Source organism: Streptomyces sp. NPDC012466 (assembly GCF_042955215.1).
In the GTDB taxonomy this organism is placed as follows: domain Bacteria; phylum Actinomycetota; class Actinomycetes; order Streptomycetales; family Streptomycetaceae; genus Streptomyces.
This window is the reverse complement of sequence record NZ_JBIBEQ010000002.1, coordinates 330,979-346,495: the sequence shown is the minus strand read 5'-3', so window position 1 is coordinate 346,495 and position 15,517 is coordinate 330,979. Positions and strand designations below refer to the sequence as shown.

Here is a 15,517-nt window from a genome sequence, read left to right as displayed (position 1 = left end):
TTCTGCCTGCCCTGTGTACGGGACCAGCATGCCGGGTGATCCGGCGGCGTGGTGGGTCAGAAGGGCATGCGACCGCGCGTGCGGCGCCCGGCCGAGCCGCTGCGGCTCACGGCGCGGGAACTCGTGTGGAAGGGCTTGCTGAAGAGCCTGCCCAGGACACCGGGAGCCTTGCCGCCGGCGCGGGCGCCGGCGCCGAGAGAACGCTGGGTGCCGCGTTCGGGGTGGCGCGAGAGACGGGGGACGAGGAAGGCCAGGACGGCCAGGAGCACGCATCCGGCGATGACGACGGCGATGACCACGAAGCAACTCCCTTGAGTGGTGGGAAGATACGGGTGCCCCGTCGCGTCACCTCCATGTGGCCCGCTGGGCGCCGGTGCCGTCCGCCTCGTCGTCTTCGCCCTCGGCGCCCGCCTCGTCGCGGTCGCCCTCCGCCTGGGACGGGGTGGGACGCGGAGTCGTGTCCCGCTCGTCGTCGCGGTCGCCTTCGGCCTGGGAGGGGGTGTGGTCGCTCATCGTGTTCCTCCTTGTGCGGTTGCCGGCTGCCGGGTACCCCGGTGGGGCCGGGAGCACCGGCCCCGCGCGCGGTACCACTGGCCGGCCAGCAGCACGGCCAGGACGAGCTCCACCGCGTCACCGCCGTAGTACATGAGCTGCGAGGCGACGTGCAGGTCGGCGGGGGCGTGGGTGGTGCCGGACGGGCCCGTGGCCCACAGGCTCTTCGCGAGGATCGCGTGGGCCGCGGAGGCGGCCAGGAGGGTGCCGCCCCGCACGAGCTGGCCGGGCCGGTGACGGATCGGGTCCACGGCGAGGAGCGCGAAGGTGAAGAGCGTGCCGGTGGCGAAGAGGTGGAGGTACACCAGGGGGTTGTGGTGGACGGCGGGCGGGAGCGGGGCCCGGTGGAGGAGCCACAGGCCGCCGATGTCCAGGGCCGCGGCGACGGGTGGGAAGACGAGCGCCGTGACGAGGCGTGAGCGGGACAGCGAGACCAGGGCGCGGCGGCCGGGCGGCGGGAGGGTGCGCAGGGCCAGCGTGACGGGCCGGGCCAGGACGATCGGCAGCGGAGCCGCCATGCCGGCCGTCAGATGGGCGGCCGTGTGGGCGGTGAACGGCGGCAGCCACACCCCCCACGGCACGGCGAACGCGGCCACGAGCAGCACCCCGCCCAGCCAGAACCCGGCGTCGCGGCGCACCGGCCAGCGGTCCCCGCGGCGCCGCAGCCGGGCGGCGCAGGCCGTGTAGAGCAGACAGGCCACGAGGACGAGCACGGGCAGGGGAGCCGGGGTCGTCACCGTGCCCTCCCCTGCCGGGCGCGGCGCCCGGGGAGCAGGCCGGCCGGCGGGAACAGGACGGCGGTCACGTTCCGCGTCCCGCCGTGCGGCCGGGGGTCGACCCCGCAGTGGATCCGGCGCGGGCGCGGCGGATCGCGTTCGCGGGGCGGGCCGGTGTGGAGGAACGGGCCCGGTACCCCGGCCGGCCGGCCGCCGGCTCACCGGCCGGGGAACGGTGGCACCTCACCCGTCCCTGGTCACGGACACGGGGGTCGAAGCCCATGGGGTTCTCCTCGGCGGAGGCGGGCCGGAGCGGGCCGCCGGGTACCCGGGGCCTCCGGGCGCGAAACCGGGCGCCTCCGGCCCCTCAGGCCTCGCGGCGCCTCGCGACAGCCCTCTGCAACGCCGTGCGCAGCTCGGCCGACGGCGGCGGGCCGTCCGCTTCCGCACTCGCCGTCACCGCCGCGGCGACATCCCGCAGCTTCGTGTTCGACAGCTGCGACGCCTCCCGCAGGATGTGCCACGCCTCGTCGGACGTACAGCCGTGGGTGGCCATGAGAATGCCCCGGGCCTGGTCGATGACCGGACGCGAGGCGATGGCCTGGCGGAGCTGCTCGACCTCCTCCTGGAGCTCGTGCAGGCACTCCGCGCGTTCCAGGGCGACCGCCGAGGAGGCCGGGGCGGCCGGCGCCGATGCGACGACCGGGCCGGTGGCGTCCAGGCCGGTCAGCGGGTCGGTCGTGTCCAGACCCGCCAGCTCCAGGATCCGGCGCGGCTGGCCGTTCCAGTTCGTCGCCGTCACCGTCCGCAACCACTGCCGGCCGTGGTCGGCCAGCACGTCCAGGAACTGCAGGCCGGCCGTGTCCATGAAGTGCACGCCCCCCATGTCCAGCTCGACCCGGGTGACGGTGGCCGGCAGGTCGGCCAGGGTTCTGTCCAGGATGTCCGCGCAGCCGTGGACGAGCTCGCCCCGCGGGGTGAGCTCGGCGCGGTCCGCGTCGACGCGGCCACAGATGACCAGGGTGTCCAGCCCTCCTGTGAGTCGTGGTGATGCCGCTGAGGTCATGTCACCGCCTTGTCGGTCCTCGTCGGTCGTGTTCGTCTCGCCGGACTGCACGACGTCACTCGCCCCCGTGGACGTCGGTGTGACCTGCGCCTGCCCGCAGTACGGCGTACTACACACGTCTCGGGGGAATGAGCTTGTACCGTACGGGTACGAGCGCTGTGGTCCGGAAGAAGCGTGGGGAGAGGGGCTTGAACACTCGGCAGCAGGTGTCGGCGACCGGCCCGCGCGGACCTGTGCCGGGCTTGGCGGTGTTTCCGCTGGCCGGGCAGCAGGGCGTCAGGGCAGCCGGTGAGATCGGCCTGACGACGCGTGCGATCTGGGAAGGCGTACTCGAGCAGGCTGTTCGCGAGGATGAGGACGTGTATTACTTGGAGCTGTCCGAAGTGACGTTCGTCGACGTCGCGGGCGCCGGTGCGCTCGCGGCCGCCGCCGGGCAGCTCCGTGACGGCCGGAGGTTCGTGGTGCGCCGGCCGCCGGCGGCGCTGCGGCGCACGCTCGACCTGCTGTGGCCCGACCAGGCAGGGATCGAGGTGTCGACGTGACGACCACCGCGGTGACCGAGCCCTTCGGGCCCCTCGACCCCTTCGTCCACCCCGCGCTCTTCTACCGGGACGAGCAGGAGTACCTCGACGGCACCCTGCCCTTCGTGTACGCCGGCCTGGAGGCGGGCGAGCCGGTCGCCGTCGCCGTGCCCGGCAAGAACCTCACCCTGATCAGGGACGCGCTCGGGGACGCCGCCGAGTCCGTGCGGCTCCTGGACATGCGCGAGGCGGGACGCAACCCCGGGCGGATCATCCCCGGCGTGCTGCGCGCCTTCGCCGATGCCCAGCCCACCGGCCGCCGGGTGCGGATCATCGGCGAGCCCGTCTGGGCGGGGCGCTCCGACACCGAATACCCGGCCTGCGCCCAGCACGAGGCGCTCATCAACGCCGCCTTCCGGGGCCGCACGGCGACCATCCTGTGCCCGTACGACATCGCCCGGCTGCCCGAGCACTTCGTCGCCGACGCCTACGCCACCCACCCCACCGTCATCCACCCGGGCTCCGACGTCGCCCAGGAAAGCGACGCGTACGCCCCCGGGGACGTCGTCAGCCGCTACAACGAGCCGCTGGAGCCCGTGCAGGAGGCGCTGACGTTCGCCTTCGACTCAGACTCGCTCTCCCAGGCCCGGCACGTGGCCGTCGGGGAGGGGGCGCGGCTCGGCCTCGTCGGCGTGAAGCGCGAGGACCTGGCCCTCGCCGCGGCCGAGCTCACCACCAACAGCGTGGTGCACGGCGGCGGTTCGGGCGTGCTGCGGCTGTGGGCCGAGGAGGGGTACGTGGTGTGCGAGGTCCGCGACGAGGGGCGGCTCGCGGACATCCTGGCCGGCCGCCGGCCCGTGCCCCGCGACCAGCGCGGCGGGCGCGGGATGCTGCTGGTCAATCTGATCGCCGACCTGGTGCGGGTGCACCGGAGCGACAGCGGGACGACCGTGCGCTGCTGGTTCGCCCGCTGACCGGCGGCTGACGCTCAGGAGCCCAGCGGGTCCAGGGCCAGCGGCGCGATCCTGCCCTCCAGCATCGCGCCGAGCCCCTGCACGGCGCACACGTCCGGGCGCTCGGCGATGTGCACCGGCATGCCGGTCGCCTGCCGCAGCATCTGATCCAGGCCCGGCAGCAGGGCGCTGCCGCCGACCATCATGATCCCCCGGTCGGCGAGGTCGGCGACCAGGTCGGGCGGGCAGGCCCGCAGCACCTTGCCGATGCCGTCGAGGATCGCCGTGAGCGGTGTCTGGATGGCGTCCCGGACGGCCGCGGTGTCGACCTGGACGGAGCGGGCCAGTCCCGTGGCGACGTCCCGGCCGTGGATCTCCGTGGAAGCCGGGCCCTGCGGGGTGAGGCCGTTGCCGGACAGGGCGAGTTGCAGCGGCCGGACCGACTGGCTCGGCAGCATCAGCTCGTGCTCGTGACGCAGGTGCTGCACGATCGCCTGGTCGACGGCCTCGCCGCCCACCGGGATGCGTTCGGCGGTGACGATCGCGCCGAGCGACAGCACGGCCACCTGCGTGGCCGCCGCCCCGCACACCATGATCATGGTCGCCTCGGGCTGCTCCACGGGCAGTCCGCAGCCGACGGCCGCGGCGATGAGGGTGTCGACCAGTTCCACCCGGCGGGCGCCCATGCCGACGAGTGTCTCGATCGCCGCACGCTGGGCCAGCGGGTCGGCGTCGTGCGGGGTGCAGGCCGCGGCCCGCAGGATCGGCTTGCGGCGCAGCGCGCGGCGCATCTTGTCGCCCAGCAGGTGCCGCAGCATGCGCTGCGCCATCTCGATGTCGACGACGGTGCCTCCGGACACCGGCCGGACCACCCGGATGTAGTCGGGGGTGCGGCCCGTCATCTTCTCCGCGAGTTCGCCGACCGCGATCAGCGCGCCGGTGCGGGTGTTCACGGCGGCGGCGGACGGCTGGTCGACGACGAGACCCGCGCCCTTGACGTAGACGCGGGTGCGGGCCGCCCCCAGGTCGACGGCGAAGTGGCAGCGGCGCAACTGCTCCAGACTGGCGGTCATGGCAGGTCCTCCCGAGAGCACAGACCGTGGGGGGCCGCCAGGTGGCGGGCCTCGCGGGCGTGGGTCCGCCGGGCGGCGGGCCTCCTTCGCATCGTGCGCGGGAGCGGGCTCGGCCGCCTTTCTTAGGGGGCCGGGCGGGGCGCCGCCGAACGGGGGTATCGACCTCCGGTCACAGGGAGTGCGCGGCCTCCAGCAGGGGCGCGAGGGACGGCACCGTGGTCTCGCAGCCGGCCTCGCGCAGCTGCCGGTCGGTGGTGGTGTTCCGGGCGAGGCCGATGAAGCGCAGCCCGGCCCGCTGGGCGGCCGCGAGTTCGGCGATCGTGGAACCGATGACCAGGCCGGTGGCGGCGGACCCGTCACAGGAGTCGAGGGCGCGCAGCATGCAGTCCGGGTGCGGGGTGAGGAGCCCCAGGTCCTCGGCCCGCCCGTGGACGCCGGCCAGGGGGAGCGCGCCGTAGGGCCGCAGGTAGCGGGGCACGGCCTCGGCGCAGACGTCCGTGATGACACAGACGCGGCGGCCGGAGGCGTGCAGGGCGCGGACCAGGGGCGCGGAGTTGTGTGTCGCCGGCGCGTGCGGCACCGCCTGGAGTTCGAGTGCGTCGAGACGCTCCCGCAGCAGCGGCCCGAGCGGGTCGCGCGCGAACGCCCGGAGCAGGTCCAGAGGATGGGCGAACGTCTCCCGCACCGCGCCGGGCAGGGCGTGCCCCGGGTCACGGTGCTCGTCGACGAGGGTGAGCAGATCGCGTACGGCCTCGCGTGCGGTGGTCGCCGAGAACAGCCGGGCCATCGGGCCGTCGAAGCCGAGCAGGACCGTCTCGGCCTCGCCGAGGAGCTGGGGCAGCGGGCGCTGCGCGGGCGCGGCTGCCTGCGGTCCGGGCACGGCGGCGCCCTCCGGGCCGAGCTGCACCGACGCCGTCACCGACAGTCCGGGCACCGGCCAGCGGCGCAGCCCGGCGTTGACCGCGCGCTGGGCGGCACCGGCCCGGCGCAGCGGATGACGGCGGGTGATCCGGGTCGCCTCCTCCAGCAGATGGCCGAGCAGCGGCTCGGACACCCGGCCGACCTCGGCCCGCACGAAGGCGACCGGATCCTCCACGTGCCAGGACAGTTCGACCGCGGCGGTGAAGGCGCCCTTGCCGGAACTGGGCAGGGAGACGCGGTGGTGGGCCTGGCGCGGGGTGAGGTCCACCTCGTAGTAGGTCACGAGCCGCGGCGGCCGGTCGTCGTGCGGCCGGGCGGGGTCGAGGAGGGTCAGCGGGCCGTCGGGCCGGGTGTGGACGACGGCCGTGCGGCCCGGAGCCGGTACGCCCAGCAGGCGCAGGTCGCGTGTGATGAAGGGGCCCCGCACCAGGTCGCGCGCCTCGGGCTCCGGCGCCGTTTCGGGGGACAGGGGGCAGTGCCAGGCGACGGGCGGGGTGTCGGTGGCGCCGTCCTGGAAGAGCGGCTGGAAGCGCTGGGGGCCCTGGGCGGCCGAGCTGGCGGCGAACTGCTCGTAGACGGCCGGGGAGACGACGACCTGGATGCCGGCGGGCACGGGCGGCGGTCCGGGCGGCGGGGTGGGCCGGTCCCAGAACGTGACGGTCAGGGGCGGCGGGTCCACGAGCCCGGTGAGGACGCCGGGCAGGCCGCGCAGGACGGCGACCAGGACGGGGAGGAGGTAGGTGCCGGGTGCGGTGAGGACCTCGTAGCCGTTGCCGCGGACGCGTACGTCGAACCGGTGGGGGGCGAGCGCGCCGCGGGAGAGCATCTCGTGCACCGCGTACTCGAGGGTGATGCGGGCCTCGGGGCGGCCGGTGAGCTCGTCGGCCTCGAAGAGGATCGTGGGGGCGGAGATCCCGGGCCGGGACAGCAGGTCCGCCCTGAGGGTGCGCAGCCGTTCCCGGGCGGCCGCGGCGGCCGGGCCCGGGACGCCGTCGAGGGGCTCGCCGTACCAGAGGCCGAGGGCGCGCCGGGTGTCGCCGGTGCCGTCGGCGAGGAGTCGCTCGCAGTGCAGCACGTCGACGTACAGGTCGGGCGCGTGCAGGGCGTACGAGCGCGAGAAGGAGACGAGGCGGTCGGGGGGCAGCACCTCGCGGACCTCCGCCGCCAGGCGGGCGAGGCGGGCGGCGGCCTCGTTCTGCGGCAGGGGCTCCTCCCACAGGCCCCTGGCCAGCTCGTCGTGGGTGAGGCGCCGTCCGTGGCGGAGGAGCAGCATGCACAGCAGGGCCCGGGCCGTCGGCGAGGGCGGCTCGATGTCCCGCGTGCCGTCGCTGATGCGCAGCGGGCCGAGCAGGCTGAAGGAGCGCGCCGGCGGCCACGGGGCTCCGGCGTGAAGGCGGGCCGCGTAATCGGCGGCCTCGGGCAGCCGGTGCCGGTCGATCAGGTGGAGCAGCTCCTGGTGCTCGTCCGGGATGCGCGCGCCCGGTGCCACCTGCTTGAGCAGCCACCGGAACTCGGCGAGGTCCGACTCGGCGTCCTTGCCCGACGACTCCTCGCCCAGGGCGAACCGGCTCAACAGCAGGGTGCCGTCGGGCCGCAGCAGCAGACCCGCGGGCCCGCGCTCGCCCCGGACCAGACCGTGCGCGTGCAGGGCCCGGAGCCCGGCCGTGCCCTGGCTCACGAGGGTGGCGAACACCCGGAAGGAGAGGCCCGGCAGCACCTCGGACACGGTCAGTCCGTCCATGAACTCCGTCACCAGGTACGGCTCGTCGTCCTCCACACCGAAGTCGAGCACCCGCACGACATGCGGATCGTCCACTCCGGCCAGCACACCCGCCTGCTCCAGGAAGCGGTCGTGCTCGGCGGGACGGCCGCGGTAGCGGCGCACGATCACCTGCCGGTCCGTGCGGACGTCCAGTGCCTTGGACACCCGCCCGTCCCATCCGTGCCGCGCCCCCAGCCGGTACCGCCCGGCGAACAGTTCCTCCCCGCCCAGACGCCGCACGGTCTCCCGGCTGACCGTCGCGAACGCCGTGCCCGCCTCGCCCGGCCCATCGTCCGTCTCGGCCCGGAACGCCCCGGCCGCGAGCCCCGCACGCTCGTCGATGAGGCCCCCGACCTGTGCGAGGAACTCCCGTGTCCGGCCACGGGCCGTGCGGGGCAGGGAGCGCAGCAGCAACTCCCGTACGCCGGGCCGGAACGCGTAGGAGCCGGGTGGGCCGGGGGCGGCGGTGAGCATGCCGCTGAGGATCACCTCGGCCAGGTGCTGGGGGCGCGGGTCGCGCTCCAGGGTGCGCTGGACCAGGCGCATCACCGGGACCGAGGGGACCGCCAGCGCGAGGTGTCCGGCGAGACGGAAGGCCTCCGGGGACGCGGTCGCGCGAAAGCGCAGGACCAGGTCCTCGGGGGAGGAGGCGGTGATGTCGGGGGTGGGCTCGGCGGGGGGCGCGGGGGCGGGCGGCAGCCAGGCCGCCGCACCCGGTGTCCGGGCGCCGCCCGGGTCGGAGAGCAGGGCCGCCCAGTGGGCGAGCCAGGGGGCGCCCGGTTCCAGGACCGGCAGCGGCAGGGCCCGCTCCGGGGGCGGTGACGCGTCGTACGGGGTGAAGGCGAGTGCCGCCGAGGGGGCCGCGGTGGACGGGGACGTCAGCAGGCCCGGCTCGGCGGGCAACGCCGTGGTGGCCCACAGGTGTTCGGGCAGCGGCTGGACCACGGCGAGCGGCATGCGGTGGGCCCAGTGCCGCAGGGTGCGGTACCAGCGGTCGCCCGCCTCGCCGGGACGCCACTGCGGGCCCATGCAGTCACTGACGACGAGGGTGACCGTACGGCCGTCGTCGAGGACGGGGACCTGACGGGCCCGGCCGTCGGGCGTGGCCGGGTGCAGGGTGACCGTGCGGAAGATGCCCGACTGGGCCAGGGCGGTGTGCAGTTCGCTCACCAGGGGGCGCCAGACCGGCATGGTGGGGCCGGTGTCGTGCACGAGGTTCAGGCGCAGCCAGCGGTCGGGCGCCGGGCGCAGCACGGGGAACCACACGTCCGGGTGGGCGCCGAGCCGCGCGATCCGGTCGGCCGTCGCCCGCTCGTCCAGCAGGCGCAGATGCGGGGAGGGCACCTTGCGCTGGAGCGGACGCAGCGCGCGCTGGAGTGCGAGCGGGCGGGGGAGCATCGGAGGCGCCGGCGCGAGGAGGGGCGATCCGCCGCCGGGGCGGCGCGGGTGATCCTGGGAGCGCGGGGCGGGGAGACGGAGGGGGACGCGGTCGGGGGCGGCCGTGACCCGGGCAGCGGGCTCGGCGGGCTGCGGCGGTACGGGGGCGGCGGGGGCTCGCTCCCCGGGGGCGGGAGGCCTCCCCTCGGCAGCCGGGCCTCGGGGATCGAGGGCCGGGCCGGTCGCGGCCTCTCCGACCGGCTGCCCCAGCCGGCTCGCCAGCCAGAGCAGTTCGGCGATCTCCCGGGGCGTCGGCGCGGCACCCGCCGCCGACAGGGCCGCCGCCAGCCGGGCGACCGGGGACGGCCCGGGTCCGGCCTCAGAAGCCATCGCCGTCGGCCGTCGCGCTGAGGTACGGCATCAGCTGCTCGGCGAGGTCGTCGCGGGACTCGGCGTCCAGACCCGCGACCCCGGTGAGGTAGAGGGCGTTCAGCAGCTGGTCGGTGGCCAGCTCACCGCCGGAGGCCCGCTCCAGGAAGCGGGTGATCAGGCGGTCCGCGTCACCGTCCGGCGTGTCGAGGTGGGCCCGGACGATGTGGGTGAGCTGGTCCCGGTCGGGGCGGCGCAGCTTGAGCCGGACGCAGCGGCGCAGGAAGGCGGGCGGGAACTCGCGCTCCCCGTTGCTGGTCAGCACGACGAACGGAAAGGCCCGGCAGCGGACCCGGCCGCGCCGGACGGTGACCGGGGTGTCCGTGCCGTCGGCGAGGACCTCGGCCCCGCCGTCGCCGGAGTGCCGGGCCGCGCGGACCAGTTCCGGGATCTCGTACTGGCCCTCCTCCAGGACGTTCAGCAGATCGTTCGGCAGGTCGAGGTCGCTCTTGTCGATCTCGTCGACGAGCAGCGCGCGGGGCCGGTCGTAGGGGAGCAGGGCCGTGCCGAGCGGGCCGAGACGCAGGTGGTCCTCGACACCCCCGGGCCTGTCCCGCCCCTCCCGGGCCGCGTACAGCCGGGACAGCGGGTCGTACTGGTAGAGGCCGTCGGCCAGCGAGCTGCGGCTGGTGATGTTCCAGCGCAGCACCGGGCCGAGCCGCAGCTCGCGCGCCACCGCGTAGGCGAGGGAGGACTTGCCGGTGCCGGGCGGGCCGGTGACGAGCAGCGGCCGGCGCAGGCACAGCGCGGCGTTGACGAGCCGGACGCTCTCCTCGGTGGCGACGTACGTCTTCGCCCGGTGCACGCGGTCGGGGGAGACGGCCGTCGCGTCGTCGCCGTCGTGCGGCGGCGGCAGGGCGGGCCCGCCGTCGAAGGCACGCCAGGGCGGCGGGTCGGGCAGGTCGTCGATGCCGTCGTGCGGCTCGCTGCGGCCGGTGTAGACGGACCAGTGCGGCATGGGGAGTGGTCTCCGCTCTCCGTTTTCGTGCGGGTGTCTCTCGGGCGCGTGGCGGGCGGGTGGGTCAGGCCACCGGCGACCTCGCGTGCAGGGCGGCGACGGCGTGCGGGTCGGTGAAGAGCCGCGGGTCGTCCCAGAGCAGCTGGATGCCGCGGGCCCAGTGGTCCTCCTCCGCGTGCGCCTCCTCGCGCAGCGCGAGGACCTGTCGCGGGAGTTCGGCGGGCGGTACGGCCGCGACATGGGCGTCGAGCGCGTCGAGGAACGCCTTGCCGGTGCAGCCGTCCGCCCCCCCGCACTCCTCCTGCCCGGAGCCGCAGCCGCCGCGCGACCACACGATCACCGGGGCCGGCGCGGCGAGCGAGACGTCGAAGTGGGGCCGGGTGCGGGAGGCCGCCGGGGCGGTGCCGAACCCGGCGAGGCAGGCGTCGCGCTGCCGCAGCCGCAACCGCAGCCGCCCGGGCTCCTCCGGTCCGCCGCACTCCACCCGGTGCATCCGCGCGCCCGGCCAGGAGTCGAGGCGCTTCCACGCCCGGGTCAGCACGTGCCGGGTGCTGGCCTTGCGACGGGTGTGGTCGGTGACGACCAGCGGGTACACGCAGCCGAGCGGGGTGTCGTCGTCCGGGGCGCTCTCCCAGCGGTCGACCGGCCAGTCCAGCCAGTCCCGGGGCAGCGCGAAGGCGACCAGCTCGTCCGCGCCGGGCGTCAGATACCGGAAGGCCGCCTCGATGCCGTCCCGTACGTACGCGTGCAGCCGGTGCCGCTCGACCGTGCCGGAGTCCACCGGGTGCCGCCGCCCCCCGCTGTACGCGGACACCTCCACCCGGACCAGGCCGTCGCCCGCTCCGCTGTGCCCGAGCTCGACGAGGATCGGCGACCAGTCGGGCACCGACGGCTCCACGGCCGGGATGTGCAGCAGGTCCTGGAGCCGGTCGGCGAACCGGGCGACGGTCCGTGCGGCGCCCGGCCCGTCGAGTTCGCACAGCACGAACAGGGCCGCCGACCACAGCGAGTCGAACCCCTCCTCGGGCGGCGGGGGATCGAACGGGTCGGCCGCCGCCGTGTACAGCCGCACCGGGTCGCAGTCGACGCCGGCGCGGGCCGCCTTCTCGACCAGGGCGCGCAGCCGGGCCCGGTCGGCGCCGGTGTGGTCGGAGGTGGGGACCATGCTCTCCAGATCCGGCCAGTAGCGGGCCATGACCTGGGTGGGCATCATCCGGCCGGTGCGCACGTCCCGGCTGACGGAGTCGGCGGTGACCATGCCGACGACCTCGCCGGTGTCGGCCAGGGTGACGGCGGCCCCGCTGAAACCGGGGGCCAGGGGCTGGCCGCCCGGCTGCCAGGCCTCCAGCTGGAGCCACTCCCGTCTGATCAACTGCGGTGCGGTGACGCGGTATTCGGCGAGGGTGCCCTCGTCGAAGCCGTCCGGGAAGCCGTAGACGACGAGTTTGCGGGCCGTCGTGCCGTGCGCCGCGTCGACCGGGGCCAGCGCGGCCGGGGCGATCGGCATCTCCCGGTCGAGTCGCAGCACGGCCAGGTCGCCGGGGTCGGTGACGCCGCCGCTCCAGCCGCCGTGGGCGACGACCCGGGCGGGGACGGGCGGGGTGCCGGGCCGCTCCGTGAAGGTCACCGCCAGGTCCTCGCCGTCGGCCACGACATGGGCGCACGTCAGCACCGTGTTCGGGGTGACCAGGAAACCCGCTCCGGTCACCCGGCCCCGTAACTCGATGCGGGCGTGCCATTCGGCGCTGTTCAGAGCGCTCACCGGTGCGCTGCCCACGGCGCTGTTCATGAGGCGGCGCCGGCCTCCGGGGCGGCCGGGGCTCCCGGCGCGGACGCCGCTTCCGGGGTGGACGGGGACCAGGTCAGCTTGACCACCAAGTGGCCCTCGGCGGTGCCCTTGGCGATGAACGCGCCCGTCTCGGCGGCCAGTTTCACGCCGAACTCGATCTCCACACCGTCGGGCCTCAGGGAGCCGTCCCGGAAGACACGCAGCGCCGACTCGGCCGCCGCACGCACCCCGTCCAGGGCGCCCTCGAAGGTGTGGGCCGCCCGGACCGCGCCGTCGCCACGGGAGACCAGGCGGGAGCCGGACCGCTCCTCCACCGCCTCGACCGCGACCACGGCGCCGTCACCGGTTCTGAACTCGACCAACCCGTCCACGACACCCCCGTCGTCCGATTGCGCTGGGCAGCACCATTGTGACGGAAGGTACGTGATGACGCGGAGGGCATTCACCGAACTCACCCACCGACGGTCCCCCGGATCACCCCCAGCTCCACCAGGTCCTGCGGACGGATGCGGAGCTGGTCCGCGGTCGCCTCCACCTCGCGCGGCGGTCGTTTCAGGATGGCCGCCGCGAGCTCCGGGGCGATCACCGAGAAGTAACTGTCGGGTGTGGCCCAGGTGTTGCCGGGAGCGGCCAGGGCCAGTGCGCCGCCGGAGCCGCCCTCACCGATCACCAGCGTGGTCACTGGGGTGCCGGCGCTCGCGACCGCGCCGAACAGGTCGGCGATCGCCGCGCCCGCCCCCTGCCGCTCCGCCTCCGCGTCGTTGGCCGCGCCCGGGGTGTCCACCAGGGTCAGCACCGGGATGCCGAGCCGGTCCGCGAGACGGATCAGCCGGGCGGCGGTGCGGTATCCGGCCGGCCGGGTCGCGGTCCCGGTCTGCGCGGCGTACGCGACCGTACGGCCCTCGTGCGTGCCGAAGCCGCACAGCACGCCGTCCGGGTCGGTGCCGCCGCAGCGGTCGCCGCTGATCGCGACCCGGTCGGTGAAGTAGGCGTCCAAGTAGGCCGTGGCACGCGGTCGCCGGGAGGAGCGGGCCCGCCGGACGGCGTCCCAGCCCGTGACGGGCAGGACCCCGGACTCGCCGAGCGGCTCGGGCGGCGGGGCGGGCGTGACCGACGGGCACGTCAGCAGCCGCAGCCACCGGCCCAGCGTCTCGCGCAGCTCCTCCGGCCGTACGACCGCGTCCGCCGCGCCCGCCGCGACCTGCGCCTCGGCCGTGTACGCCGCCGGGTCCGCGTCCGCCGGCCGCACCCGGGAACCGGCGAAGCCGACCTGGGCCCCGGGCAGCGCGAGCACCACGTCGGCGCCCGCGCCCAGGGTGGCCCACCCGCCCCCGGTGGTCGGATCGCGCAGGACCGCGACCTGCGCGAGACCGGCCTCCCGGGTGAGCGCCGACTGGCGGGCCACCCGCTGGAGTTGGGTCAGCGCGAGCATGCCCTCCTGCATCCGGCTGCCGCCCGTCGCCACCAGCGGCACCACCGGGAGGCGGCGCTCACGGGCGTACGCGTACGCCGCCTCCAGCCGGTCCCCGGTGCGCTCCCCGAGGGAGCCGCCGAGGAAGCCGAACTCGAACGCGATCAACACGGCCCGGGTACCGCCGACGCGGGCGGTGCCGCACACCACGGACTCCTGCTCGCCGGTGCGTTCGGCGGCCCGCGCGCGGGAGTCGTCGTAGCCCGGCCAGGCGAGCGGGCCGTCGGGCCTCGACGGCCTTGCGGGGACGGGAAGTTCGGCGAACGTGGCGTCGTCGGCTAGGGCGGTGACGACCGCGCGGGCGGAGAGGCGCTCAGCCATGGGCCAGCGCCCGCTTCAGGATCTTCCCCATGTCGTTTCGGGGCAGCGCGTCCAGGTGGTGGACGACCCGTGGCCGCTTGTGCGGGGCGAGCCGCTGCGCCACATGGCCCGCCAACTCCTCCAGCCCAGGCGGCGACTTGGGGTCGGCCGGCACGATCCACGCCACGATCCGCTCGCCCAGGTCGGCGTCCGGCTCGCCCGTGACGGCCGCCTCCCGCACCCCGGGGTGTTCCAGGAGCGCGTTCTCGATCTCACCGGCACCGATCTTGTAACCGCCGCTCTTGATCAGGTCGGTGGCCTTGCGGCCCACGATCCGGACGTAGCCGTCGGGGTCGCGCACCGCCATGTCGCCGGTACGGAACCAGCCGTCGGCGGTGAAGGCGGCGGCGGTGGCGTCGGGGCGGTTGAGGTACTCGGTGAACAGGTTCGGCCCGCGCACCTGGATCTCGCCGACCGTCTCCCCGTCGTACGCGGTGACCTCCGAGCCGTCCTCCTCGACCAGCCGCAGCTCGACGCCCGGCAGCGGTACGCCGACCGTGCCCGGGCGGGCCTCGCCGTCGGCACGGACGCTGGTGTTCATCAGCGTCTCCGTCATGCCGTACCGCTCGATCACCCTGCGCCCGGTCGCGGTCGCGATCCGGCCGTGGTCGTGCACGGGCAGCGCGGCGGAACCGGAGACCAGCAGCCGCGCCCCGGTCAGCGCCTTCACCAGATCCGGGTCGCTCGTCACGGCCTCCGCGATGCGGTGGTACATCGTCGGCACGCCGAACAGCATGGTCGCCCCGCCGTTCAGCTCCCGGGCGACGCCCTGGGTGCTGAAACGGCCCAGGTGCCGCACCGAACCGCCGCGCCGCAGCGGGCCGAGGACGCCCAGGACCAGCCCGTGCACATGGAACAGCGGCAGCCCGTGGACGAGGACGTCGTCGCCGGTCCACTGCCAGGCGTCGGCCAGCGCGTCCAGGGTGCTCGCGACGGCCCGGCGCGGGATGACGGCACCCTTGGGCGGGCCCGTGGTGCCGGAGGTGTAGACGATCAGGGCCGGATCCTCCGCTCCCGCACGGTCCTCGGGGGCGGTGCCGGGGGCGTGCACGTCGACGTCCACACGGGTGAGGTCCCGCAGGGGGGCGGGGAGTTGGTCGTCCGGGGCGGTGAGCACGAGGCCGGGGGCGCTGTCGGACAGGATGTGCCCGAGCTCCTTCTCGCCCGACTTGGGGTTGAGCGGCACGGCGGGCACACCGGCCAGCAGCGCGGCGACGACCGCGACGGCCGTCTCCATCGTGGGCGTCGCCCAGACGGCGACCCGGCGGGCCTCCCCGATGCGTTCCGCCGTCGCACCGGCCGCGGCGGCGAGCTCGCCGTACGTCAAGGAGCGCTCACCGAACCGCAGGGCGGGCCGGTCGGCCGAGCCGCTGGTCAGGGCCGGGAAGAGAGAAGTCACGCGTCACATCTCCTTAGCTGTTCGCCTGTCACGGTTCACCGGCGGTACGCCCCCGGCCGGGGACGGACCGCCGGTGAACCGTCATGCCGCCGCCGGTACGACCGCCCCCCTCCCTCCGTACACCATCAGCCGCCGGAAGAAACGCTCACGCTCGACGTCCGGGCGGCCGT

The 15,517-nt window shown here is 75.5% G+C and carries 13 protein-coding genes; 2 read left to right on the top strand and 11 right to left on the bottom strand.

Features of this window, described 5'->3' with window-relative positions; genetic code table 11:
- Window positions 1-56: 56 nt before the first annotated feature.
- The 4 genes from ACFY9E_RS09095 to ACFY9E_RS09080 form a co-directional block, all read right to left on the bottom strand.
- Window positions 57-299 carry a DUF6411 family protein gene (locus ACFY9E_RS09095; RefSeq protein WP_390980895.1) on the bottom strand — a complete coding sequence of 81 codons (243 nt, stop codon included), beginning with the start codon at window positions 297-299 and terminating at the stop codon, window positions 57-59.
- Between the two features lie 46 nt (window positions 300-345).
- Complete coding sequence (locus ACFY9E_RS09090) at window positions 346-513, bottom strand: hypothetical protein (protein ID WP_390980893.1); 168 nt, start codon at window positions 511-513, stop codon at window positions 346-348.
- The gene (locus ACFY9E_RS09085) at window positions 510-1,289 is read right to left on the bottom strand and encodes a cytochrome c oxidase assembly protein (protein WP_390980891.1); all 780 of its coding nucleotides are present in this window, start codon (window positions 1,287-1,289) and stop codon (window positions 510-512) included. Before ACFY9E_RS09085 ends, ACFY9E_RS09090 begins: the two co-directional genes overlap by 4 nt.
- Window positions 1,290-1,635: 346 nt before the next feature.
- On the bottom strand, window positions 1,636-2,334 hold the full coding sequence (locus ACFY9E_RS09080; RefSeq protein ID WP_390980889.1) for an ANTAR domain-containing protein: 699 nt from the start codon (window positions 2,332-2,334) through the stop codon (window positions 1,636-1,638).
- Between the two features lie 188 nt (window positions 2,335-2,522).
- Here ACFY9E_RS09080 and ACFY9E_RS09075 point away from each other — a divergent pair, with 188 nt between their 5' ends.
- Both ACFY9E_RS09075 and ACFY9E_RS09070 read left to right on the top strand, forming a co-directional pair.
- Window positions 2,523-2,876, top strand: coding sequence for an STAS domain-containing protein (locus ACFY9E_RS09075; protein ID WP_390980887.1), 354 nt, complete (start codon window positions 2,523-2,525; stop codon window positions 2,874-2,876).
- Window positions 2,873-3,829 carry an anti-sigma factor RsbA family regulatory protein gene (locus ACFY9E_RS09070; protein WP_390980885.1) on the top strand — a complete coding sequence of 319 codons (957 nt, stop codon included), beginning with the start codon at window positions 2,873-2,875 and terminating at the stop codon, window positions 3,827-3,829. The genes ACFY9E_RS09075 and ACFY9E_RS09070 overlap by 4 nt, the downstream gene beginning before the upstream one ends.
- Window positions 3,830-3,843: 14 nt before the next feature.
- Here ACFY9E_RS09070 and ACFY9E_RS09065 read toward each other — a convergent pair whose 3' ends face one another.
- From ACFY9E_RS09065 to ACFY9E_RS09035, 7 genes are all read right to left on the bottom strand, one after another.
- Window positions 3,844-4,881 carry a rod shape-determining protein gene (locus ACFY9E_RS09065; protein ID WP_390980883.1) on the bottom strand — a complete coding sequence of 346 codons (1,038 nt, stop codon included), beginning with the start codon at window positions 4,879-4,881 and terminating at the stop codon, window positions 3,844-3,846.
- A gap of 169 nt (window positions 4,882-5,050) precedes the next feature.
- Window positions 5,051-9,331: an SAV_2336 N-terminal domain-related protein gene (locus ACFY9E_RS09060; RefSeq protein ID WP_390980881.1), complete on the bottom strand. Its 4,281-nt coding sequence runs from the start codon at window positions 9,329-9,331 to the stop codon at window positions 5,051-5,053.
- Window positions 9,321-10,328, bottom strand: a complete 1,008-nt coding sequence (locus ACFY9E_RS09055) for an AAA family ATPase (protein WP_390980879.1) — start codon at window positions 10,326-10,328, stop codon at window positions 9,321-9,323. The genes ACFY9E_RS09060 and ACFY9E_RS09055 overlap by 11 nt, the downstream gene beginning before the upstream one ends.
- A 64-nt stretch (window positions 10,329-10,392) precedes the next feature.
- Window positions 10,393-12,117: a trypsin-like peptidase domain-containing protein gene (locus ACFY9E_RS09050; RefSeq protein ID WP_390980877.1), complete on the bottom strand. Its 1,725-nt coding sequence runs from the start codon at window positions 12,115-12,117 to the stop codon at window positions 10,393-10,395.
- Window positions 12,114-12,488, bottom strand: a complete 375-nt coding sequence (locus ACFY9E_RS09045) for a CU044_2847 family protein (protein WP_390980875.1) — start codon at window positions 12,486-12,488, stop codon at window positions 12,114-12,116. Before ACFY9E_RS09045 ends, ACFY9E_RS09050 begins: the two co-directional genes overlap by 4 nt.
- A gap of 80 nt (window positions 12,489-12,568) precedes the next feature.
- Window positions 12,569-13,909 (bottom strand): carboxyl transferase domain-containing protein, encoded by a 1,341-nt coding sequence (locus ACFY9E_RS09040; RefSeq protein WP_390980873.1) that lies wholly within the window; start codon window positions 13,907-13,909, stop codon window positions 12,569-12,571.
- The gene (locus ACFY9E_RS09035) at window positions 13,902-15,347 is read right to left on the bottom strand and encodes an AMP-binding protein (RefSeq protein WP_390980871.1); all 1,446 of its coding nucleotides are present in this window, start codon (window positions 15,345-15,347) and stop codon (window positions 13,902-13,904) included. The genes ACFY9E_RS09040 and ACFY9E_RS09035 overlap by 8 nt, the downstream gene beginning before the upstream one ends.
- Window positions 15,348-15,517 lie beyond the last annotated feature (170 nt).